Origin of the sequence: Tenacibaculum singaporense (assembly GCF_003867015.1) — a bacterium.
GTDB classification, from domain to species: domain Bacteria; phylum Bacteroidota; class Bacteroidia; order Flavobacteriales; family Flavobacteriaceae; genus Polaribacter; species Polaribacter singaporensis.
In genome coordinates, this window is sequence record NZ_CP032548.1 from 1,391,356 (window position 1) to 1,412,671 (window position 21,316).

Here is a 21,316-nt window from a genome sequence, read left to right on the forward strand (position 1 = left end):
ATGTCTCAGAGTGTAAGCTCTGAGGCAAATCATTTTTTCAATATCAGTCTTATTATAAGACATTTATTTTTAATTCGAATCCATTATCATGGCAAGAAAAAACGAAAAATACACTGTTAAGAAGTTTAACAAAATTTCAATAGGTTTAGCATCACCTGAGTCTATTTTAGAGGCTTCTAAAGGAGAGGTGTTAAAACCAGAAACTATAAACTACCGTACACACAAACCAGAAAGAGATGGATTGTTTTGTGAGCGTATCTTTGGTCCTGTAAAAGACTATGAGTGTGCGTGTGGTAAATATAAAAGAATTCGATATAAAGGTATCGTTTGTGACCGTTGTGGTGTTGAAGTTACTGAGAAAAAAGTACGTAGAGATAGAGTAGGTCATATTAACTTAGTAGTACCAGTTGCACATATTTGGTACTTTAGATCATTACCTAACAAAATGGGGTACCTTTTAGGGTTACCATCTAAGAAGTTAGATATGATTATTTACTACGAACGTTACGTAGTAATTCAACCAGGTATTGCTAAGAATGCCGAAGGAGAACCATTACAAAAAATGGACTTCTTAACTGAGGAAGAATACTTAGATATCGTAGATGAGCTTCCACAAGAAAATATGTATTTAGAAGATTCTGACCCTAATAAGTTTATCGCTAAAATGGGTGCAGAGTGTTTAATTGATTTATTAGAAAGAATCGATTTAGATGAGTTATCATACCAATTGCGTCATAAAGCAAACACTGAAACTTCTAAGCAACGTAAAAATGAAGCATTAAAGCGTCTAAATGTTGTAGAAGCATTCAGAGATTCTCAAAAAAATAGAGAAAACAATCCAGAATGGATGATTATGAAGGTAATTCCGGTTATTCCACCAGAATTACGTCCATTAGTACCATTAGATGGAGGTCGTTTTGCTACTTCTGACTTAAATGATTTATATCGTCGTGTAATTATCCGTAACAATCGTTTAAAACGATTAATGGAAATTAAAGCACCAGAAGTAATTTTACGTAATGAAAAACGTATGTTACAAGAATCAGTAGATTCATTATTTGATAATACACGTAAATCATCAGCTGTAAAAACAGAGTCTAACAGACCATTAAAATCATTATCTGATAGTTTAAAAGGTAAGCAAGGACGTTTCCGTCAAAACTTATTAGGTAAACGTGTTGATTACTCTGCACGTTCGGTAATTGTTGTTGGACCAGAATTAAAATTATACGAATGTGGATTGCCAAAAGATATGGCAGCTGAATTATACAAACCTTTCGTTATTCGTAAGTTAATCGAAAGAGGAATTGTTAAGACAGTTAAATCTGCAAAGAAAATAATTGACAGAAAAGAACCAGTTGTTTGGGATATCTTAGAAAATGTAATTAAAGGACACCCTGTTTTATTAAACCGTGCCCCTACCTTACACCGTTTAGGTATTCAAGCTTTCCAACCAAAATTAATTGAAGGAAAGGCAATTCGTTTACACCCATTAGTATGTACGGCATTTAATGCCGATTTTGATGGGGATCAAATGGCGGTTCACTTACCATTAGGACCAGAAGCAATTTTAGAAGCACAGTTATTAATGTTAGCTTCTCATAATGTTTTAAACCCTGCAAATGGAGCACCAATTACGGTACCATCTCAGGATATGGTTTTAGGGTTATATTATATGACAAAAGAAAGAAAGTCAACTCCAGAAGTACCTATTAAAGGTGAAGGGTTAACTTTCTATTCTCCAGAAGAAGTAACTATTGCTTATAATGAGGAGCAAGTAGACTTAAATGCTGGAATAAAAGTAAGAACTAAAGACTTTAACGAGAATGGTGAGTTAGTAACTCAATTAATAGAAACTACTGTTGGTAGAGTATTATTTAACGAAGTGGTACCTGAACAAGCAGGGTATATTAATGAGGTATTAACAAAGAAATCATTACGTGGAATTATTGGTAATATCCTAAAAGTAACAGATATTCCATCAATAGGTAAGTTCTTAGATGATATCAAAGGAATGGGGTATAAATTTGCCTTCCAAGGTGGTTTATCTTTCTCATTAGGAGATATCATTATTCCGGAAGAAAAACATACCATGATTGCTGAAGCGAACGAAGAAGTGGATGGAATTGTTATGAATTATAACATGGGTATGTTAACGCAAAAAGAACGTTATAATCAGGTAATTGATGTTTGGGGATCTACCAACAACCGATTAACTGAATTATCAATGAAGCGTTTACGTGAAGACCAGCAAGGGTTTAACTCAGTATTTATGATGTTAGATTCTGGAGCACGTGGATCGAAAGAGCAGATTCGTCAGTTAACTGGTATGCGTGGATTAATGGCAAAACCTAAAAAATCGACCGCAGGAGGTGGAGAAATTATTGAAAACCCAATTTTATCGAACTTTAAAGAAGGGTTATCAATTTTAGAATACTTTATCTCCACGCACGGTGCACGTAAAGGACTTGCCGATACCGCATTAAAAACAGCCGATGCAGGATATTTAACACGTCGTTTAGTAGACGTATCTCAAGATGTTATCGTAAACGAAGAAGATTGTGGTACATTAAGAGGATTAGAAGTTTCTGCCTTAAAGAAAAACGATGAAATCGTTGAACCTTTAAGTGAAAGAATTTCAGGACGTACAGCATTATATGATGTTTATGCTCCAACTACAGATGAATTATTAGTTGAAGCAGGAGAGTTGATTACTCCAATTTTAGCTGACAAAATTGAAGCATCAGGCGTAGATAAAGTTGAAGTTCGTTCAGCATTAACATGTGAATCTGAAAGAGGAATTTGTGAGAAATGTTACGGACAAAGTTTATCAACAGGTCAAAAAGTTCAAAGAGGTGAAGCAGTTGGTGTAATTGCTGCACAGTCTATTGGAGAACCAGGTACACAGTTAACATTACGTACATTCCACGTTGGTGGGGTAGCAGGAAACATTTCTGAAGACAATAAGTTAATCGCTAAATTCGACGGTTCTGTAACAATTGATGACTTACGTACTGTAAAAGGTAAAGATTCAGCAGGCGAAGAAGTAGATATCGTAATTTCTCGTACTGCAGAAATTAAAATTACTGATAAGAAAACTGGAATTGTATTAAGTACTAACATTATTCCTTACGGTTCTATCATCTTTGATAAAGATAGAAAGACAATTAAGAAAGGAGATGCAGTATGTCAATGGGATCCATTTAACGGAGTTATTGTTTCTGAGTTCGGAGGAAAAGTTAAGTTTGATAACTTAGAGCAAGGAATTAACTATTCTGTAGAAATTGATGAACAAACAGGTTTCCAAGAAAAGGTAATTACAGATTCTAAGAATAAGAAGATTATTCCTTCTTTAATTATTGAAGATGCTGACGGTAATGCATTACGTTCGTACAGTTTACCAGTAGGAGCACACTTAATGGTAAATGATGGAGATAAAGTAGAGTCAGGTAAAACATTAGTTAAGATTCCTCGTAAGTCTGGTAAAGCAGGAGATATTACAGGAGGTTTACCACGTGTAACTGAGTTATTCGAAGCGCGTAACCCTTCTAACCCAGCTGTAGTAGCACAAATTGATGGAGTTGTGTCATTTGGTAAGATTAAGCGTGGTAACCGTGAAATTATTATCGAATCTAAGACTGGAGAGATTAAGAAATACTTAATTAAGTTATCTAATCAAATCTTAGTTCAAGAAAACGACTTTATCAAAGCAGGAATGCCATTATCTGATGGAGCTATCACTCCTATTGATATCTTAAATATCAAAGGACCTTCAGCAGTTCAAGAATATTTAGTAAACGAGATCCAAGAAGTATACCGTTTACAAGGGGTAAAAATTAACGACAAGCATTTCGAAGTAGTAGTACGTCAAATGATGCGTAAAGTTAGAATTATTGATTCAGGAGATACTTTATTCTTAGAAAATCAATTAGTTCATAAAACGGACTTCATCAAAGAAAATGACGCTATTTACGGAATGAAAGTAGTTGAAGACTCAGGAGATTCTGCTAACTTGAAACCAGGACAAATAGTTTCAGCTCGTCAATTAAGAGATGAAAACTCTTTATTACGTAGAGAAGATAAAAACTTAGTAGTAGCACGTGATGCTCAACCAGCAACAGCTGAGCAAGTATTGCAAGGTATTACAAGAGCATCGTTACAAACGAAGTCATTTATCTCAGCTGCATCATTCCAGGAAACAACTAAAGTATTAAATGAAGCCGCTGTAAATGGTAAAATTGATACCTTAGAAGGATTAAAAGAAAATGTAATTGTTGGTAAACGTATACCAGCAGGTACAGGAATGAGAGCTTACGAAGATATAGTAGTTGGACCTAAGGATGAGATTGAACAAAGTTTATAAAAACTTAAGTTTATAAATAACATGAAGGGTTTAGAGTTCTTAGAACTCTAAACCCTTATTTTTTAAATAAATAAAACTAAGGCTTCATTATGGAAGATAACAAGAAAGAACCGCAATTAAATATAGAGTTAGATCAAGAAATAGCAGAAGGAACGTATAGTAATTTAGCTATTATAAATCATTCAGTTTCTGAGTTTATAGTAGATTTTATTAATATTATGCCAGGAGTTCCTAAGGCAAAAGTAAAATCAAGAATTATATTAACTCCACAACATGCTAAACGTTTGTCAAAAGCATTAGCTGATAATATTCGTAAGTTTGAACAAGCACATGGAGAAATAAAAGATTATGAGCAACCACCAATTCCAATGAATTTTGGAGGAACTACCGGGGAAGCTTAAAATAAAAAAATCGTCTATTTAGACGATTTTTTTATTTATAATAATATTTCTAAGTTTTAAAAACCTTCCGAAAGCTCTTTTAAAGCTTTTATATCAGTTATATAGATTTCTTTACCTTTTAAATCAATTAGTTTTTTCTTTTTAAACTCTGAAAGCAAACGAATAGCACTTTCAGTTGCTGTACCTATAATATTAGCGATATCTTCTCTTGATAAATTAATATTTATAGAGCCATTTTCATTTTTATCAAACTTAGCATCCAAAAGTAGTAGAGTTGCTGCCAAACGTTGCTTTACGGTTTTTTGAGCCATATCAACAATAACATCATCTGCTTTCTTTAAAGAATTGGCCATTTTCTTTAGAATGTCCATAGAAAAGTTAGAGTTGTTTTCTAAATCTCTAATAATTTCTTCTTTAGGAATAAAGCAAACTTCCATGTCATTAACAGCAATAGCTTTTAAATTGGAAGCTTCATTATTAATCAAACTACGCTCACCTAAAATATCACCTTTTCTTATTAAGTGAATAATTTGGTCTCTACCATTATCACTCATTTTAGACACTTTACAAACACCGTCTTTAACACAAAAAACACCATTAATGTATTCACCTTCATCAAAAAGAACTTCTCCTTTTTTTATTTTTTTAGAGGTTTTACATCCTGTAATTCTTATCAATTCTTCTTTAGTTAAAGCCTTTAAAGAATTAAATTCTCGAATGATACACTGCTCACACTTGCTCATAAATATGCCCTTTTTTTTACTACTCAAATATACGGAAAACCTGACAATTATCATGTTTTAATTTGATATCTTATCAGACATTTGTACTAGGCAAAAGAGTAAATATGGAAAGCACAACATGTTTTCATTGTGGTAACGAGTGCGATACAAAAATAATTACAATAGAAGATAAATTTTTCTGCTGTAATGGATGTAAAATGGTTTATGAAATTTTTTCAGAAAACGATTTAACTTGTTATTACGATTTTCAAAACAACCCAGGAGCAATACCTGAAGAAATACAAGGAAAATATGATTTCTTGGATAATGAATCCATTGTAGATAAACTATTAGAGTTTAACGATGGTAATGTACAAGTGGTAAATTTATACATTCCACATATACATTGTAGCTCCTGTATCTGGGTATTAGAAAACTTACATAAACTACAGGAGTTTGTATCTTCATCTCAAGTTAATTTTCCAAAAAAGACAGTACGAATTACGTTTAATTCCGAAAGAACATCACTTAAAGAAATAGTATTACTGTTAAGTTCTATTGGTTATGAACCTTACATAAGTCTTGAAGATTATGAGGTAGGAAAAAAGAAGGTAGACCGTAGTTTAATTTATAAGCTAGGAATAGCAGGTTTTGCTTTTGGAAATGTTATGTTTTTGTCATTTCCTGAATACTTTGAAGTATCTGAATATTGGTTAGAGCAATACAAAGGAATCTTCCGTTGGTTAATGTTTATATTTTCGTTACCTGTAGTGTTTTATGCTGGACAAGACTATTTTATTTCTGCTTATAAAGGACTTCGTTCTAAAATTTTAAACATTGATGTTCCTATTGCTTTAGGAATATTTGTGTTATTTGTACGTAGCACAGCAGAAATTGTATTAGACCTAGGAACAGGCTTTTTTGACAGTTTAACAGGGCTAGTGTTCTTCTTATTATTAGGGAAGTTTTTTCAACAGAAAACCTATAATTTCTTGTCATTTGAACGCGATTACAAGTCGTACTTTCCAATTGCAGTCACAAAAATAACAGCGGATAAAAAAGAAGAAAACACACAAATCTATGATGTTAAAAAAGGAGACAGACTACTAATTAGAAACCAAGAATTAATTCCTGTTGATGGAATTTTAATTAACGGAGAAGCAAAAATAGATTACAGTTTTGTTACAGGTGAGGCTGTTCCTGTAAATAAAAAGTCAGGAGATAAATTATTTGCAGGAGGAAAGCAACTGTCAGGAAGTATAGAAATGGAGGTGCTAGCTTCGGTTTCACAAAGTTACTTAACACAGTTGTGGAGTAATGATGTATTTCAAAAAGATAAAAATTCATCATTTAAAACGTTGACCGATAAAATCAGTAAGAACTTTACCATCATTGTATTGTCAATAGCATTTTTGTCTACAACCTTTTGGTTGTATTATGATTCAAGTGTAGCATTAAACGTATTTACGTCCGTATTAATTATTGCATGTCCGTGTGCCATAGCCTTAGCAGCACCGTTTACTTTAGGGAATATCCTACGAATCTTTGGAAGAAAGAAATTTTATTTAAAGAATGCTACAATAGTAGAACAATTAGCAGCTATAAACTCTGTTATTTTTGATAAAACAGGTACGCTTACCACTAATAAAGAAAATACGATAACGTATAAAGGTGAAGATCTAAATAAACTCCAAAAAGCGATATTAAAAAGCTCATTAAGGGCTTCAAATCATCCGCTAAGTAGAATGTTATATGCTTCTTTAGAAGAAGAAATGTTACCAGTTGATAATTACCAAGAATATGTAGGAAAAGGAATTGAGACAAGTTATCAACAAATAAGATTAAAAATAGGTTCGTCTTCTTTTGTAAAAAATGCAGAAGAACGATTAAATTTTGATACTTCGGTTCATATTAGTGTTAACGATGAGTATAAAGGAAAGTTTGTGTTTAAAAATGCTTACAGAAAAGGTGTTGAAAACCTGTTTTCTAACTTAAATAAAAAGTATGATTTATCAGTTGTTTCAGGAGATAATGAAGGAGAAAAGAAGTTTTTAGAGGAGTTACTACCTAAAGAAACAACATTTTTATTCAATCAAAAACCGCAAGATAAGCTACATTATGTAGAGGAACTACAAGAAAAAAACAAAAGTGTATTGATGATTGGTGACGGATTAAATGATGCAGGAGCGTTAGCTCAAAGTAATGTAGGAATAGCTTTATCGGAAAATATCAATGTATTTTCACCTGCTTGCGATGCTATTTTAGATGCCACAAAATTTAGTGAAATAGGAAACTATATAAAAGCTTCACAAAAAGCGATAAAAATTATTAAGTATTGTTTTTTACTATCTTTAATGTACAATGTTGTAGGACTTTATTTTGCGGTAACGGGGCGGTTAATGCCTGTAATAGCAGCTATTTTAATGCCGTTGAGTTCAATTAGTGTAGTAATATTTACAACCATAGCAACCAATATTTTAGGTAGAAAAATAAAATAAAAAATTATGAAGATAGCATCATTTTTAGAAGATATAAAATTTAATGAACTTAAACCAGCAGTGTCTTTATTATTAGATACAGATTTCTCAAAAGAAATACGAGTGGTATTTAAAAAAGGGCAAACTATGGAAGATCACCAAGCTCCATTTGCAATCATTGTTCAAATAGTAAAAGGGTCTATAGATTTTGGAGTCGCAGGAGAAGTAAAACAAATGGTTACTGGAGATATAATTTCATTAAAACCACAAGTAGTACATAATCTAACAGCGACTGAAGAGAGTATTGTAAGGTTATCGTTATCAAAATTAGACACTTTAAAAAGAGTAAAAGAAGTATAATTATGAATATTAATAAATATATAGATCATACTTTATTAAAAGCTACAGCAACTAAAGCAGATATAGTAAAGCTATGTAATGAGGCCAAAAAATATAATTTTTATGCAGTTTGTGTAAATGGATGTTATGTAGAATTGGCAGCCAAAGAGTTAAAAAACTCGGATGTAAAAGTAGCAGCTGTAGTAGGTTTCCCTTTAGGAGCAATGACAACCAAAGCTAAAATTTTTGAAGCTAAAGAATGTATAAAAAACGGAGCTTCAGAAATAGATATGGTTATCAATATTGGTAAGTTGTTAGATGGTGAAGAAAATTATGTAGAAAAAGAAATTCGATTGATTAAAGAAGAAATAGGAGAAAATATATTAAAAGTAATTTTTGAAAACTGTTACCTATCTAAGGAACAAATAAAAATAGCAAGTCAATTAGCGGTAGAAGCCGGAGCTGATTTTGTAAAAACATCTACAGGCTTTGGTACTGAAGGGGCTACTTTTAAAGATGTAATGATAATGGATAGTGTTGTAGATGGAAAAGCGCAGATAAAAGCAGCTGGTGGTATTAGAGATATCGAAACAGCTAAGAGGTACATAGAAATGGGAGTAACTCGTTTAGGAACCTCGTCAGGTGTTTCATTAGTAACGAGTGGTATTTCAGGTAAGAATCAGTATTAAAATAAGTTTTTAATAACTCAAAATCTAAAAGAACAAAGAATGAGCGTACATATAGAAGCAAAGAAAGGAGAAATAGCAGAAACTGTTTTATTACCAGGTGATCCTATGCGCGCAAAATGGATAGCAGAAACATTTTTAGAAAATCCAACGTGTTACAATGATGTTCGTGGAATGCTAGGTTTTACAGGAACGTATCAAGGAAAGCGAATATCTGTTCAAGGAACTGGAATGGGAATTCCTTCCACATTAATTTATTGTCATGAATTAATTACAGAGTATGGAGTTAAAAATTTAATAAGAGTAGGTTCAGCTGGTTCTTATCAAGAAGATGTAAAAATTAGAGATATTGTTATAGCCATGGCAGCATCAACAAATTCTGGATTAAATACTATACGTTTCAACGGAGCTGATTATGCGTCGACAGCAAGTTTTGAACTATTCCAAAAAGCTATTGAAGCAGCTAAGCAGAAAGGAATTCCATTAAAAGCAGGAAACATTTTAAGTTCAGACGAGTTTTATGCCGATAAATTTGAAAGCTATAAAAAGTGGGCAGATTATGGAGTGCTTTGTGTTGAGATGGAAACAAATGGGCTGTATACTGTTGCTGCAAAACACAAAGTAAACGCACTATCAATTTTAACCATTTCAGATAGTTTAGTTACTGGAGAAAGAACGACTGCAGATGAAAGAGAACAAACCTTTAAAGAAATGATTGAAATCGCTTTAGAATTGGCTTAATGTCACCTCGAGCGTAGTCGAGAGGTCTCACAATTTTTAACTTAATACATATGAAAAATTCACTTATTCAGAAATATAACATTCCAGGACCAAGATATACAAGTTATCCAACCGTTCCGTATTGGGACAATGAAACTTTTTCAAAGGAAAAATGGATTAAAACTTTTAAGCAATCGTTTATCGAAAGTAACTCATCAGAAGGAATTAGCTTATATATTCACTTACCATTTTGCGAGAGTTTATGTACGTTTTGTGCGTGTCATAAACATATAACAAAACGTCATGAAATGGAAGATCCGTATATAGAAACTGTTTTAAAAGAATGGCAGTTATATGTTAATTTGGTAGATGAAACACCTATAATAAAAGAAATTCATTTAGGAGGAGGGACTCCAACATTCTTTTCAGAAAAACAATTAAAAAGATTAATTGACGGGATTTTTATCAATGCAGAAAAACATCCTAATCATGAATTTAGTTTTGAAGGGCATCCAAACAACACCACAAAAGAACACCTACAAACCTTATATGATTTAGGATTTACAAGAGTGAGTTTTGGAGTACAAGATTACAATCCAAAAGTGCAAGAAGCAATTCATCGAATTCAGCCTTTTGAAAATGTTCAAAACGTACATAATTGGGCAAAAGAAATAGGGTATACATCTATCAGTCACGATTTGGTATTTGGACTTCCGTTTCAAACCAAGGAAAATGTAATTCATACCATTAATAAAACAAAAGAGCTAGAACCTGATAGAATTTCGTTTTATAGTTATGCGCATGTTCCTTGGGTAAAAGGAGTTGGGCAGAGAGGATTTAATGAAGATGATTTACCTAAAAATGAAGAAAAGCGAGAGTTGTATGAAATAGGAAAGGAGTTGTTTGCAGAAATGGGTTACATAGAAATAGGAATGGATCATTTCGCGTTACCTACTGATAGCTTATACAAAGCTACAGAAGAAAAAACACTGCATCGTAACTTTATGGGATACACTGCTAACAAAACACAGTTAATGGTAGGCTTAGGAATGTCGTCAATCTCTGATTCTTGGTACGGATTTGCACAAAATGTAAAAACGGTAAAAGAGTACGAAAGAGTTGTAAACGAAGGAGAAATTCCTGTATTTAGAGGGCATATATTATCAGAAGAAGATTTAATTATTAGAAAGCATATTTTAAATATCATGTGTCATTTCTCCACTTCGTGGGAAGAAGAGCAATTACAGATAGAAAATGTAGAAACGTATATTGAAAAATTGGAAGAAATGATAGATGATGGTTTGGTCTCTATAAAAGGAAATAAGTTAACCGTTCCAGAAAAAGCAAGACCCTATGTGCGTAATATCTGTATGGCATTCGATAAGAAATTACATGAAAAACAACCAGAAACCAAACTGTTTTCAATGACTATTTAAACAGCGAAGAACTCGAAGATTTTTTCTTCGAGTTTTTTTATGAAAAAAAATTAAAACATGACAAAAGTCATATTTTAAGAAAACCTTCACAAGTATCTTTGAACTATAATTATCAGGCAAGATATGAGCGTTATTTACTTACTACTATCACTAAGTATTTTAGTGGCTATTATTTTCTTTATAGCATTTATTGTTTCAGTAAAAAAAGGGCAGTACGATGATTCGTACACGCCGTCAGTTCGCATGTTATTTGATGATGAACTGGTAAAAGAAGAAACAAAGAACTAACAATTAACAATAGATATTAAATTCAAATAGATTATGGAAATGCAACAATTTTATTACGATAATAAGATCGTAAAAAAATTCATCTACGCAACCTTACTATGGGGAATAGTAGGTTTTTCAGTAGGATTGTTATTGGCTTTTATGTTTTTATTCCCAAATTTAACTGACGGAATTTCGTGGTTAAGTTTTGGACGTTTAAGACCATTACATACGAACGCAGTAATTTTTGCATTCGTAGGAAATGCCATTTTTGCAGGAGTTTACTACTCACTACAACGATTACTGAAAGCCCGTATGGCGAGTGATTTTTTAAGTAACTTTAACTTTTGGGGATGGCAGTTAATAATTGTTGCAGCAGCCATAACACTTCCGTTAGGGTATACAACTTCAAAAGAATATGCCGAATTAGAATGGCCAATTGATATTGCCATAGCATTAGTTTGGGTAGCTTTTGGTGCTAACATGATTTGGACAATCTTACAAAGAAGACAACGTCACTTATATGTAGCAATTTGGTTCTATTTAGGGACTTTTGTAACCGTAGCGGTATTACACATTTTTAACAGTTTAGAATTACCTGTTAGCTTTATGAAAAGTTATTCAGTGTATGCAGGAGTTCAAGACGCATTAGTACAATGGTGGTACGGACACAACGCTGTGGCATTCTTCTTAACGACTCCGTTCTTAGGATTAATGTACTACTTTGTTCCTAAAGCGGCTAATCGTCCAGTATATTCATATAGATTATCTATTGTACACTTCTGGTCGTTAATTTTTATCTACATCTGGGCAGGACCTCACCACTTATTATACACATCTTTACCAGATTGGGCACAAAACTTAGGAGTAGCGTTCTCAGTAATGTTAATTGCACCATCTTGGGGAGGTATGATTAACGGATTACTAACACTTCGTGGAGCTTGGGATAAAGTTAGAGTAGATCCAGTATTAAAATTCATGGTAGTTGCAATTACAGGGTATGGTATGGCAACTTTTGAAGGACCGATGTTATCGTTAAAGAATGTAAATGCAATTGCGCACTTTAGTGATTGGATTATTGCTCACGTACACGTAGGTGCTTTAGCATGGAACGGATTCTTAACCTTTGGTATGTTATATTGGTTAGTACCAAGAATGTTCAAAACAAAACTATACTCTACAGCATTGGCTAACTTCCATTTCTGGATTGGAACTTTAGGTATTATTATGTATGCACTACCAATGTATGTTGCAGGGTTTGTGCAAGCTTCAATGTGGAAACAGTTTAATCCAGATGGAACGTTAACTTATGGTAACTTCTTAGAAACAGTAAACGAAATCATTCCAATGTATTGGATGCGTGCTATTGGAGGAAGTTTATTTATCCTTGGAGCATTTGTAATGTTATACAACATTGTTAAAACGGTAAGATCAGGAAGTGGAGTAACAGATGAATTAGCAGAAGCAGCAGCATTAACAAAAGTATCTAAATATAGAACATCTAAAGAAGGTTGGCACACTTGGTTAGAAAGAAGACCAGTAAAATTAACTATCTATGCTACTGTAGCGATTTTAATTGGAGGGGTTGTTCAAATTATACCAACCTTATTAGTAAAATCTAATATTCCAACAATAACAAGCGTACAACCTTATACTCCACTAGAATTAGAAGGTAGAGATATTTATATCCGTGAAGGATGTGTGGGATGTCACTCACAAATGGTACGTCCATTTAGATCGGAAGTAGAACGTTATGGAGAATTTGCAAAAGCAGGAGAGTTTGTATACGATCATCCATTCTTATGGGGGTCTAAACGTACAGGTCCAGATTTATTAAGAGTTGGAGGAAAGTATAACGATAGTTGGCATTTAAACCACATGTATGACCCACAAAGTACATCGCCAGGATCTATTATGCCAGCATACCAATGGCTAGTAAGAAACAAGTTAGATAAGAGTGATACCGAAAGCAAAATGAAAGCAATGGTTAGCTTAGGAGTTCCTTATACAGAAGAAGATATAGCCAATGCGCAAACAAGCATGGAAGAGCAAGGAACTAAAATTCAAGAGAACTTATATGCAGATCCTGATTTCAAAACGAATTATGAAGCAGATAAAAAGTACGCTCAGGAAAACGGACAAACTTTCATAGAAATGAAAGATAGAGAAATTGTAGCTTTAATCGCTTATTTACAACGATTAGGTACCGATATTAAGATTAAAGATGTAGAAGATCAATTAAGCGCTAAAAACTAGAAATCATGTTAAAGTTTGTAAAAAATCATATGGAAACTATTGCAGGTATTGAAATATACCCAATTATTTCACTAACCATATTCTTTACATTTTTTGTAGTGTTGTTTTGGTGGGTGTTTACAGCCAAGAAAGAGTATATAAGTAGGGTAAGTAATTTACCATTAGATAACTAGAAAATTCAAAGTAAGATGAAAAAATATTTTCAATCTATAGTATATATCATTTTTGTAGCAGTAACCTTTTTTGCTATTACTACTGCAATTAAATCATACGAAAATCCATTTAGCCTGTATGAGCACCCGTTAGTATGGATAGCAATTGTAGGTCTTATAACAGTAGTTATATTAAAAGAAGCTTTAAATATTGTAGCACAGCAAAAGGCAGAACAGCTTCAAATGGAAAAAGAAGGAATTCAACCTGAAGAAGTTGATAATTGGGCTTGGGCTAAGAAAATTATTAATAAATGGACAGAAGCTAAAGCTATTGAAGAGGAAGATGAAATTATCCTAGATCATAACTATGATGGAATTAAAGAGTTAGATAATAACTTACCGCCATGGTGGCTGTACATGTTCTATGCAACAATCATTTTTGCAGCGGTATATTTAGTAAGATACCATGTATTGGGAGCAGACAATCAAGAAATGGAATATGCCCAAGCAGTAGCAGAAGCTAAAAAAGAACTGGCAGCGTTCAAATCAACTTCAAAAGAAGCTGTTATTGATGCAGAAACAGCTACTGTTTTAACAGATGCTGGAGATTTAAGTAGAGGTAAGGCGGTATATAATCTAAACTGTGCAGCATGTCACATTGCTGATGGTGGAGGTGGTATTGGACCAAACTTAACCGATAATTACTGGATTTTAGGTGGTGGTATGAAAAATATCTTCAACACTATTGCTAATGGAGGTAGAGATGGTAAAGGTATGGTTGCGTGGAATAAAACGCTAAAACCTAAAGACATTCAAAAGGTAGCAAGTTATATTATCTCTTTACAAGGAACTACTCCAGCAAAACCAAAAGAACCTCAAGGAGAGTTGTATAAAGAAGAAGGTCAGGCACCAGCTGAAGAACAAGCAAAAGACAGTATTCAATAAAAATAGTAGTTACAAATTAGTTTTTAATAGTTGATTATGGAAACACCCAAAAACGAACAATTCAGAGATAGTATTGGTACTATAAATGATGAAGGAAAAAGGGCTTGGGTGTTTCCAAAAAAACCAAGTGGAAAGTTTTACAAATATCGAAGCTATGTAAGCTATTTTTTATTAGCGTTTTTATTACTAGCACCGTTTGTTAAAATCAACGGAAATCAGTTCTTACTATTTAATGTTTTAGAGCGTAAGTTTAACATTTTCGGATTCCCTTTTTGGCCACAAGATTTTCACTTAATGGTGATTTCAATGATAATAGGAGTGGTTTTTATCATTCTATTTACCGTTGTTTTTGGTCGAATTTTCTGTGGTTGGATTTGTCCACAAACCATTTTCTTAGAAATGGTTTTCAGAAAAATAGAATATTTAATAGAAGGAGATAGAGGAAAACAGATTCGTTTAGCAAAACAAGCATGGAATGCTGAAAAAATTAGAAAAAGAGTTTTAAAATGGATTGTCTTTTTTATTATCTCTTTTATAATAGCAAACGTTTTCTTAGCATACCTAATTGGAAGTGATAAATTAATAAGTTACATAACAGGTAATCCATTAGATCATTTAAGAACTTTAATATCATTGCTAATTTTTACAGGAGTTTTCTATTTTATTTTCGCATGGTTTAGAGAACAGGTATGTATTATTGCTTGTCCTTATGGTAGATTGCAAGGAGTATTGTTAGATAATAAAACGATTAATGTTGCTTACGACCATGTAAGAGGAGAAGGAAAAGTAGGAAGAGGGAAGTTTAATAAAAAAGAAGATAGAGCAGCGTCTGGAAAAGGAGATTGTATTGATTGTTTTCAATGTGTTCATGTATGTCCTACAGGAATAGATATTCGAAATGGTACGCAATTAGAATGCGTAAACTGTACAGCTTGTATTGATGAATGTGACCACATGATGGAAAAGGTTGGATTACCAAAAGGCTTAATCCGTTATGCTAGTGAGGAAAACATTGTTAAGAAAACACCTTTTAAATTTACAGCTAGGATGAAAGGATACTCAGCGGTATTGTTCATTTTAATAGGGATTTTAATAGGAATGCTGTTTTTGAGAAATGATGTAGAAGCAACAATTTTGCGATTACCAGGTCAGTTATATCAACATAAAGAAAATGGAGTTATTAGTAATATTTACACTTTTAAAGTAGTAAATAAAACAACAAAACAAATTGATAATGTGAGTTATAAATTGCTATCTCATAAAGGAAAAATAGAAACGGTAACACATCAAGATTTTGAAGTACCTAAACAAGGATTGGCAGAAGGAACGTTGTTTATAGAGTTACATCAGTCTGAAATGAAAAATGAAAAGGAAAAACTAAAAATAGGAGTGTATAGTGGCGATAAACTTATTGAAACTACTACAACCAACTTTTTAGGACCAAGAAGTTATAGATAAAACAGTCTACAGATTTGTAGTTTTTAGCTCAGTAAGGCTAAAGACTACGAATCCAAAGACCAAAAAATAAATAAAATGAAACTAAACTGGGGCACGGGTATAGTAATAGCAATTATAGGATTTATAGGCTTTATCATGTATTTTGTAATCACGATGAGTACAGGTAAAAATTTTAATCACGATTTGGTAACTGAAAAATACTATCAACAAGAATTAGAATTTCAGAACAAATTAGATGCTACTAAAAATGCGAAAGCATTAAAAGACAATATTACAATAGAAAAAGTAACTGAAGGAATTAAAGTCCATTTTCCAACGGACTTTAACCCTAAAGATATAAAAGGAAAAGTGTTCCTATACAGACCATCTGATAAACAATTGGATTTCGAAATGCCTATTTCGATCTCCGAAACATATTTGCTCGTGCCTGAGAAACGTTTGTTGGGTGGTCGTTGGAACATAACAGTTTCCTGGAACTACAAAAGTAAAGATTATTTATTTCAGAAAGAGTTAGTATATTAATGTTTCTTTCAGCAATCATATTTGGTTTATTAGGTAGCTTTCATTGCATAGGTATGTGTGGCCCTATAGCCTTTATGTTACCAGTAGACAGAACTAATAAAGTAAAGCAGTTTTTTCAAATAACTAGTTATCATCTAGGACGCTTATTTACTTATAGTTTAATAGGCTTTTTATTCGGATTACTAGGAAAAGGGTTTTATTTCTTCGGGTTTCAGCAACAACTTTCTATTATTGTAGGAGTGTTAATGATTTTGGCAATTCTAGTACCAAAAACTTTTCAAAGGTATAACTTTTCAAATCCAATAAATAGGTTGGTAATAAAAGTGAAATCTTCTTTAGGGAAAGAGTTGAAGAAAAAAGGAAACGATACTTTTTTTACTATCGGTTTTCTAAATGGATTTTTGCCTTGCGGATTAGTGTATATGGCAGTTTTTGGAGCGTTAAGTACAACTAACATGTTGTCCGGAAGCTTGTATATGTTTCTCTTTGGATTAGGAACAATACCATTAATGACAGCTGTAGTATATGCAGGTAATTTTGCAAATGGCTTGGTGCGAAAAAGAGTTCAACAAGCAATACCCTATGTTGTAGTTTTTATTGGAATATTGTTTATTTTTAGAGGATTAGGGTTAGGAATACCTTATATATCTCCACTTCCTGTTACTGATGTTCATAACTCAGTAGAAGGCTGTCACTAAAAATTTTAATGACAATTATCATAGTATTACTGATAAAATTTAGGTAACTTTATAGAAGACGTAGAACCTAAAAGTAATAAATCATGAAAAAAATTATAGTCCCTGTTGATTTTTCTGAATATTCTGAAAATGCTTTACAAACAGCAGCTTTTTTAGCAAAAAAGTCAGATGCTGAGGTATTGGTAGTACATATGCTTGAGTTATCTAATGCTGTTTTAAGTAGATCAGAAAGTTATTTACAACAAGAAATGTTGTTTTACCTACAAATGTCTGAGAAAAAGTTAGCAGAATTTTTAGAGAAAGAGTATTTGTCGGGCATAAAAGTAACTCCAATTATAAAACATTTTAAGATTTTTAGTGAAATAGACCAGTTGGCAAGAAATGAAGGAGCAGATTTGATTGTTATGGGGTCTAAAGGAGCAAGCGGTTTAAAAGAAATGTTTATTGGTTCAAATACAGAAAAGGTAATCCGTTATGCACATGTACCTGTATTAGTAATAAAAGAAGAGCCAATAATAAAACATATAGACAAAGTGTTATTTGCTTGTGATTTTTCTGATGACGATGTAAAGCCGTATGTGGAAGCAAAAGAGTTTCTTAAGAAATTTAATGCAGATATGGAACTCGTATATGTTAGTACACCAACGTCTAAATTTAAGAGCACAAAAGAGTTAGAAGAAAGAATGAAGCGTTTTTTCAATCAGGCTAATGAAAGTTATGATGAAAGCGTTCATAAAGTAAAAATAATTTCTGATTATTCTGTAGAAAAGGGAGTGTTCTATTACGCAGACAAAATAAACTCAGATGCTTTAGTAGTAGCTACACATGGTAGAAAGGGAATAGCACACTTTTTTGAAGGTAGTATTTCAGAAGATATTGCTAACCACAGTAAGTTACCAGTATTGTCCTTTAAAATTTAGAATATAAACATAAAAAGCTCATTCAAGTTGAATGAGCTTTTTTATATTTTTTGAAGAAAAGAAAACTTACTTTCCTTCTTTAGCTTTTATATCATCTACAAACTTTTGTAAACGTTTACCGTATTCAGAATTTTTAACTTTATCAGTTAAGCTATTATTAATTGTATCTAAAAGTTGAATATTAGCATCATATAGTTCAGATAAAGCAATATATGGAGCAGCTTCACTATCGGCATTTGCAATAGCAAAGTTTGTAGAGAATAAGAAACGACGACGTACCATTTTCTTATAATCTGCTTCTACTTGTTCTAACTGCACTTCATCTTGAGCTTGACGAGCTTCAACTTCTTTTTTAACAAAGTCTAAACGTTGATCTATAAAACGTTGGTTTATTTTACGGTATTCATCCATCACTTCTTGATTTTTTGACCCTTTGATTTCAGGTTTAAAACCAAACTCTTCAATTTTATCGTTGATGGTAATTTCACCTTCTTCACCAAAAAACATTATGTGTTTATCTGTAGTATTACCATCAAAAGTTAAGTAATATATTACAGGAGACTCAACGTTATCTGTTAGTATAAATTTATCATCACCTAACAACGCCATAGAATCAACAGATACTAGTAATGTGTCCTTCATTTTTTGAAGGTATAAAGTACCCTTTTTTAATCCTTTAATTTGACCTTTAACAACCATGTTTCCTTCTTTTTTAGAGGAACAAGCAAAAGCAACAAGTGCAATTGCGAAAAGAGCAATAATTTTCTTCATTGAATTCAAAATTTGTCTGTTGCAAATATGCAGATTTCTCCTAAACTTTTGAGGCTATTTCCATTAAAATTGTACATAGGATTGCGCCTACGGTACCGATAGCGTATCCGAAAACAGCTAATAAAACACCTACTGTTGCTAAAGAAGGGTGAAAAGCTTGTGCTACAATTGGGGCAGAAGCAGCTCCACCAACATTTGCCTGACTTCCCACAGCCAAGAAGAAATATGGAGCGCGAATTAATTTAGCGACTAAAATTAATAATCCAGCATGAATTGCCATCCATACCAAACCAATAGCAATTAGTCCTACATTATCAAAAATCAAGGTCAAATCCATTTTCATTCCAATGGTTGCTACTAACACATAAATAAAAATACTACCTATTTTACTAGCGCCAGCACCTTCGTAATTTTTTGCTTTGGTAAAAGATAAGATAACAGCAGCAATTGTTGATATACTAATTAACCAGAAGAAGTTAGAACCTAAGAAAGAGAATATGTTTCTCCAAGTTTGAGATTCCATACTAGCAGTTATAGAAGCAAAAATGTCGCTTAAATACGCTCCTGCAAAATGACCAAAGCCAACAGTACCAAAAGCAATGGCAAGCATAATTATAAAGTCGGTTAAAGTCGGATTTCTTTTTACACTTTGTGTAAAATTAGAAACTCTTTGTTTTAAATCTTCAATAGCTGAAGTATCAGCTTTTAACCATTTATCTATTTTGTCTTTTTTACCAATTCCAATTAAAATGATAGCCATCCAAATATTAGCCACTACGATATCAACAAACACCATTCCTCCATATTTAGCAGGATTGTATTTGTAAATTTCTAACATAGCAGTTTGGTTAGCTCCACCACCAATCCAGCTACCAGCTAAGGTTGAAAGTCCTCTCCAAACAGCATCAAAATCTGCACCTCCAACTGTTTCTGGTGAAAAAGCAGAAATTAATAAAATAGCAATTGGTCCTCCAATAACAATACCAACAGTTCCTGTAAAAAACATGATTAAAGCTTTTGATCCCAAGTTGAAAATAGCTTTTAAGTCAATACTTAATGTCATTAAAACTAAGGCAGCAGGCAATAAAAACCTACTAGAGACATAGTATAGTTGTGATTTGTTTTTTACGACTTCGCCAGCAGCACTGGTAGTTTCCCATTCTGGAGAAATAACTCCCAAAGTAGTAAATATTGCAGGGATAAAATACGCCATGAATAAACCTGGGACTATTTTATAAAATTTAGGCCAAAATCCTGAGGTTTTTGATTCTGTATAAAATACAAAACCTAACGAAATCATTAAAATACCAAATACGATTGCATCGTTTGTAAAAAGAGGTGCTTCCATTTAAAAATAATTTGCCGCTAAAGTATGAAATATTAGTTAGTTCTATTTTCTATGATCTGTACTAATTGCAACTCCTAGTTGAATTCTATTAAAGTTACCAACCTCGTTTACATGTATTAGTTGATATCCTGCTTGAAGCTTAACTATGTCAGATACTTTATATTTAAAACCAGCTCCAAACCAGTTTTGATTATAAGCTTCTGCCTCAAAATCTAAAAAGGTTTCATTGTATAGGTATGTCGACCATTTTTCATCGATAGGATGCCCCAAGGCTAATTGATATCTAAAGAAGTTACCAGTGGTCGATTCAAAAAAACGTTGTTCACCTCTAAAACGATGTGCTAAGTTTAAACTAGCTATTTTATGATTTACATTTAGGTCTTCATAAATACGATGTTCGTTAAAGTCGCTCGCATCAACATTAAAAGTTCTATCAGTATTTAAGAAAGCATATCCTACGGTAGCGCTTAAAGTTTTGTTGAATTTATAATTACCACCTAAACGTCCAATAAATTGTTGCATGTCATCTCCAACTTCAAAGAAGCGGAAATGTGCCATGGTTTTTAAGCTAAACTTATCAGAAACTTGATGAGATCCGTTGTACATGTACCATACACCTAATTCTTTTGTTGGGTCTGGGGCTACTGATTGTTGAGCGAAATTGTTTAATGAAAATAAAGTGATGATTAATAAAGTAAACTTTTTCATAATTGATAAAGAGGTTGTTTGTTATATTAAAAATCCCCTGCATGTTTGGTATATGCAGGAGATTTAATTGTTATATAGGCAAAAATAAAAACCAGGTTTTTCTTACGAAAAATTAGGGTGTTAAAAT

At 32.7% G+C, this 21,316-nt stretch carries 19 protein-coding genes; 15 read left to right on the plus strand and 4 right to left on the minus strand.

Features of this window, described 5'->3' with window-relative positions:
* Positions 1 to 88: 88 nt before the first annotated feature.
* Both rpoC and D6T69_RS06440 read left to right on the plus strand, forming a co-directional pair.
* Complete coding sequence (gene rpoC, locus D6T69_RS06435; RefSeq protein WP_125066966.1) at positions 89 to 4,363, plus strand: DNA-directed RNA polymerase subunit beta'; 4,275 nt, start codon at positions 89 to 91, stop codon at positions 4,361 to 4,363.
* Between the two features lie 89 nt (positions 4,364 to 4,452).
* Positions 4,453 to 4,764, plus strand: coding sequence for a DUF3467 domain-containing protein (locus D6T69_RS06440; RefSeq protein ID WP_047790111.1), 312 nt, complete (start codon positions 4,453 to 4,455; stop codon positions 4,762 to 4,764).
* Positions 4,765 to 4,820: 56 nt separating this feature from the next.
* Here D6T69_RS06440 and D6T69_RS06445 read toward each other — a convergent pair whose 3' ends face one another.
* Complete coding sequence (locus tag D6T69_RS06445; RefSeq protein WP_125066967.1) at positions 4,821 to 5,507, minus strand: Crp/Fnr family transcriptional regulator; 687 nt, start codon at positions 5,505 to 5,507, stop codon at positions 4,821 to 4,823.
* Between the two features lie 104 nt (positions 5,508 to 5,611).
* Between D6T69_RS06445 and D6T69_RS06450 the strand changes: the two genes are divergently transcribed.
* The 13 genes from D6T69_RS06450 (at position 5,612) to D6T69_RS06510 (ending at position 18,362) form a co-directional block, all read left to right on the plus strand.
* The gene (locus D6T69_RS06450) at positions 5,612 to 7,984 is read left to right on the plus strand and encodes a heavy metal translocating P-type ATPase (RefSeq protein WP_125066968.1); all 2,373 of its coding nucleotides are present in this window, start codon (positions 5,612 to 5,614) and stop codon (positions 7,982 to 7,984) included.
* Between the two features lie 6 nt (positions 7,985 to 7,990).
* On the plus strand, positions 7,991 to 8,323 hold the full coding sequence (locus tag D6T69_RS06455; RefSeq protein WP_125066969.1) for an AraC family ligand binding domain-containing protein: 333 nt from the start codon (positions 7,991 to 7,993) through the stop codon (positions 8,321 to 8,323).
* Between the two features lie 2 nt (positions 8,324 to 8,325).
* Positions 8,326 to 8,991 (plus strand): deoxyribose-phosphate aldolase, encoded by a 666-nt coding sequence (deoC, locus tag D6T69_RS06460; RefSeq protein WP_125066970.1) that lies wholly within the window; start codon positions 8,326 to 8,328, stop codon positions 8,989 to 8,991.
* A 39-nt stretch (positions 8,992 to 9,030) separates the two neighbouring features.
* Positions 9,031 to 9,729, plus strand: coding sequence for a purine-nucleoside phosphorylase (gene deoD / locus D6T69_RS06465; protein ID WP_125066971.1), 699 nt, complete (start codon positions 9,031 to 9,033; stop codon positions 9,727 to 9,729).
* Between the two features lie 50 nt (positions 9,730 to 9,779).
* Complete coding sequence (gene hemN, locus D6T69_RS06470; RefSeq protein WP_125066972.1) at positions 9,780 to 11,144, plus strand: oxygen-independent coproporphyrinogen III oxidase; 1,365 nt, start codon at positions 9,780 to 9,782, stop codon at positions 11,142 to 11,144.
* Positions 11,145 to 11,267: 123 nt separating this feature from the next.
* A complete protein-coding gene (gene ccoS / locus D6T69_RS06475) occupies positions 11,268 to 11,432 on the plus strand; it encodes a cbb3-type cytochrome oxidase assembly protein CcoS (RefSeq protein ID WP_073184498.1) in 165 nt (54 codons plus the stop codon).
* A 33-nt stretch (positions 11,433 to 11,465) separates the two neighbouring features.
* Positions 11,466 to 13,667 (plus strand): cytochrome-c oxidase, cbb3-type subunit I, encoded by a 2,202-nt coding sequence (gene ccoN, locus D6T69_RS06480; RefSeq protein ID WP_125066973.1) that lies wholly within the window; start codon positions 11,466 to 11,468, stop codon positions 13,665 to 13,667.
* Positions 13,668 to 13,672: 5 nt separating this feature from the next.
* The gene (locus tag D6T69_RS06485; protein WP_125066974.1) at positions 13,673 to 13,840 is read left to right on the plus strand and encodes a CcoQ/FixQ family Cbb3-type cytochrome c oxidase assembly chaperone; all 168 of its coding nucleotides are present in this window, start codon (positions 13,673 to 13,675) and stop codon (positions 13,838 to 13,840) included.
* 15 nt (positions 13,841 to 13,855) lie between these two features.
* Complete coding sequence (locus tag D6T69_RS06490) at positions 13,856 to 14,764, plus strand: cbb3-type cytochrome c oxidase N-terminal domain-containing protein (RefSeq protein WP_125066975.1); 909 nt, start codon at positions 13,856 to 13,858, stop codon at positions 14,762 to 14,764.
* A gap of 36 nt (positions 14,765 to 14,800) precedes the next feature.
* Complete coding sequence (gene ccoG / locus D6T69_RS06495; RefSeq protein ID WP_125066976.1) at positions 14,801 to 16,222, plus strand: cytochrome c oxidase accessory protein CcoG; 1,422 nt, start codon at positions 14,801 to 14,803, stop codon at positions 16,220 to 16,222.
* Positions 16,223 to 16,297: 75 nt separating this feature from the next.
* Positions 16,298 to 16,744 carry a FixH family protein gene (locus D6T69_RS06500; RefSeq protein ID WP_125066977.1) on the plus strand — a complete coding sequence of 149 codons (447 nt, stop codon included), beginning with the start codon at positions 16,298 to 16,300 and terminating at the stop codon, positions 16,742 to 16,744.
* Positions 16,744 to 17,442, plus strand: coding sequence for a sulfite exporter TauE/SafE family protein (locus D6T69_RS06505; RefSeq protein ID WP_125066978.1), 699 nt, complete (start codon positions 16,744 to 16,746; stop codon positions 17,440 to 17,442). Before D6T69_RS06500 ends, D6T69_RS06505 begins: the two co-directional genes overlap by 1 nt.
* Before the next feature lie 83 nt (positions 17,443 to 17,525).
* Positions 17,526 to 18,362 carry a universal stress protein gene (locus tag D6T69_RS06510; protein ID WP_125066979.1) on the plus strand — a complete coding sequence of 279 codons (837 nt, stop codon included), beginning with the start codon at positions 17,526 to 17,528 and terminating at the stop codon, positions 18,360 to 18,362.
* A 66-nt stretch (positions 18,363 to 18,428) separates the two neighbouring features.
* Here the strand turns inward: D6T69_RS06510 and D6T69_RS06515 are convergent, their stop codons facing one another.
* The 3 genes from D6T69_RS06515 to D6T69_RS06525 are packed head-to-tail and all read right to left on the minus strand — an operon-like array spanning position 18,429 to position 21,189.
* The gene (locus D6T69_RS06515; RefSeq protein WP_125066980.1) at positions 18,429 to 19,133 is read right to left on the minus strand and encodes a DUF4369 domain-containing protein; all 705 of its coding nucleotides are present in this window, start codon (positions 19,131 to 19,133) and stop codon (positions 18,429 to 18,431) included.
* A gap of 40 nt (positions 19,134 to 19,173) precedes the next feature.
* The gene (locus tag D6T69_RS06520; protein ID WP_125066981.1) at positions 19,174 to 20,481 is read right to left on the minus strand and encodes a DUF819 family protein; all 1,308 of its coding nucleotides are present in this window, start codon (positions 20,479 to 20,481) and stop codon (positions 19,174 to 19,176) included.
* A gap of 42 nt (positions 20,482 to 20,523) precedes the next feature.
* Positions 20,524 to 21,189 carry a DUF2490 domain-containing protein gene (locus D6T69_RS06525; RefSeq protein WP_125066982.1) on the minus strand — a complete coding sequence of 222 codons (666 nt, stop codon included), beginning with the start codon at positions 21,187 to 21,189 and terminating at the stop codon, positions 20,524 to 20,526.
* Positions 21,190 to 21,316 lie beyond the last annotated feature (127 nt).

Bases quoted from the DNA above. Each gene is read 5' to 3' on its own strand.
- rpoC (WP_125066966.1), top strand. From the start codon at position 89: ATGGCAAGAAAAAACGAAAAATACACTGTTAAGAAGTTTAACAAAATT.
- D6T69_RS06440 (WP_047790111.1), top strand. From the start codon at position 4,453: ATGGAAGATAACAAGAAAGAACCGCAATTAAATATAGAGTTAGATCAA.
- D6T69_RS06445 (WP_125066967.1), bottom strand. From the start codon at position 5,507: ATGAGCAAGTGTGAGCAGTGTATCATTCGAGAATTTAATTCTTTAAAG.
- D6T69_RS06450 (WP_125066968.1), top strand. From the start codon at position 5,612: ATGGAAAGCACAACATGTTTTCATTGTGGTAACGAGTGCGATACAAAA.
- D6T69_RS06455 (WP_125066969.1), top strand. From the start codon at position 7,991: ATGAAGATAGCATCATTTTTAGAAGATATAAAATTTAATGAACTTAAA.
- deoC (WP_125066970.1), top strand. From the start codon at position 8,326: ATGAATATTAATAAATATATAGATCATACTTTATTAAAAGCTACAGCA.
- deoD (WP_125066971.1), top strand. From the start codon at position 9,031: ATGAGCGTACATATAGAAGCAAAGAAAGGAGAAATAGCAGAAACTGTT.
- hemN (WP_125066972.1), top strand. From the start codon at position 9,780: ATGAAAAATTCACTTATTCAGAAATATAACATTCCAGGACCAAGATAT.
- ccoS (WP_073184498.1), top strand. From the start codon at position 11,268: ATGAGCGTTATTTACTTACTACTATCACTAAGTATTTTAGTGGCTATT.
- ccoN (WP_125066973.1), top strand. From the start codon at position 11,466: ATGGAAATGCAACAATTTTATTACGATAATAAGATCGTAAAAAAATTC.
- D6T69_RS06485 (WP_125066974.1), top strand. From the start codon at position 13,673: ATGTTAAAGTTTGTAAAAAATCATATGGAAACTATTGCAGGTATTGAA.
- D6T69_RS06490 (WP_125066975.1), top strand. From the start codon at position 13,856: ATGAAAAAATATTTTCAATCTATAGTATATATCATTTTTGTAGCAGTA.
- ccoG (WP_125066976.1), top strand. From the start codon at position 14,801: ATGGAAACACCCAAAAACGAACAATTCAGAGATAGTATTGGTACTATA.
- D6T69_RS06500 (WP_125066977.1), top strand. From the start codon at position 16,298: ATGAAACTAAACTGGGGCACGGGTATAGTAATAGCAATTATAGGATTT.
- D6T69_RS06505 (WP_125066978.1), top strand. From the start codon at position 16,744: ATGTTTCTTTCAGCAATCATATTTGGTTTATTAGGTAGCTTTCATTGC.
- D6T69_RS06510 (WP_125066979.1), top strand. From the start codon at position 17,526: ATGAAAAAAATTATAGTCCCTGTTGATTTTTCTGAATATTCTGAAAAT.
- D6T69_RS06515 (WP_125066980.1), bottom strand. From the start codon at position 19,133: ATGAAGAAAATTATTGCTCTTTTCGCAATTGCACTTGTTGCTTTTGCT.
- D6T69_RS06520 (WP_125066981.1), bottom strand. From the start codon at position 20,481: ATGGAAGCACCTCTTTTTACAAACGATGCAATCGTATTTGGTATTTTA.
- D6T69_RS06525 (WP_125066982.1), bottom strand. From the start codon at position 21,189: ATGAAAAAGTTTACTTTATTAATCATCACTTTATTTTCATTAAACAAT.